The 1,083-nt window shown below is 58.6% G+C and carries 2 protein-coding genes; both read right to left on the bottom strand.

Going from position 1 to position 1,083, the window contains the following annotated elements; translation table 11 throughout:
• Positions 1 to 23: 23 nt before the first annotated feature.
• Complete coding sequence (locus tag EP28_RS11540; RefSeq protein ID WP_049984165.1) at positions 24 to 350, bottom strand: DUF7558 family protein; 327 nt, start codon at positions 348 to 350, stop codon at positions 24 to 26.
• Between the two features lie 111 nt (positions 351 to 461).
• Positions 462 to 1,083, bottom strand: a 622-nt coding sequence (locus tag EP28_RS13875; protein WP_196219640.1) for a potassium channel family protein, incomplete at its 5' end; no start/stop codon positions are given.

The following is a 1,083-nucleotide window of genomic DNA, read 5'->3' as shown; positions in this document are numbered from 1 at the left end:
CGTGACGACGGTTGCTCGGTGCGTCAGTCCGAGACGAGATGGGGGCTGAGGTCACGTGTCCAGTACGTCGCGAGCCCGCCCGGGCTACAGCGCTCGCATAGCTGCAACGGGCCTTCGAGACGCCCCAGTTCGACACGGAAGCGCGTCAGCGCGGCGAGGGCGTCGACGACGAGCCCACAGCCGTCACAGGCAACGTGATCGCGCTCGTCGGGATCCGGCTCCGTCTGAATCGCGCAGTCGACACAGATCGGGTGGGTGACCCGCTCGTCCTGCCCCCAAGTGTGGGCTTCGCCAGTCTCGGTACCAGGGGGCGCGTCGCAGAACGCACAGCCGACGAGGGTTTGCTGCATCACTCACCTTCTCCGTCGGCGGGGCGGCCGGCCGTCCAGTCACGGTGGAAAACGGCCAGCTACATCGCCTTGTCGAGCCGCTATTGAAGTTGGTTACACTTTTGAATAATCTTAGCGTGCTGCTCGTCGACCAAGAACAAACACGAGTAGTGCCATGAGGGAGGCACCTAACCCCGTCTCGATAGTTGCGATCCAACGACTCCAGCCAATCGGTTCGAAGCCACCGAATCCTAGAGTTGTAAACGTAAGTGTGCTGAAATAGAGAGTATCGGGAAGAAGAGACAGATACTCCGGTATTGTTGTCGGTTGAGCTACTCCGTCTGCTCCAGATGGTTGAATTCCACTAAGAGGGTAACTCAAGCCCCCAAGGACGATAACAAACAGTGCGGCTGCCAGTATTCGCCAGGGGCTCTCACCATAGAGTAACGTTAACCGGGCGACAGATGTACGTACCCAGCGGCCCCAGGCCCCGAGTGTGAGGTTGGAAGCAGTTGTTGCCTCCTCAGCATAACGTTTCCAGTGCATATCCTGACGCTGGACGAACGCACGTGCCTGTAGACCGGGCAATGAATTCTCCCGGGCAACCTTCTCGATTGTGTGGTACGTTCGTGCCGCCTTACGATACCGCTCTGAATCCACGTCTGTTGATTGATGAGTTTCTTCCACGAAGTCGCCGTGGTCACCATTTGCCTGCGACCGCTTGTTCCCACCAGTTTGCATCTCGGAAGCCTGA

It is taken from the genome of Halorubrum sp. BV1, assembly GCF_000746205.1.
GTDB lineage: Archaea > Halobacteriota > Halobacteria > Halobacteriales > Haloferacaceae > Halorubrum.
Note: the sequence above shows the minus strand (reverse complement) of the source record. Positions and strands in the feature narration are given on the sequence as shown.

Bases quoted from the DNA above. Each gene is read 5' to 3' on its own strand.
- EP28_RS11540 (WP_049984165.1), bottom strand. From the start codon at position 350: ATGCAGCAAACCCTCGTCGGCTGTGCGTTCTGCGACGCGCCCCCTGGT.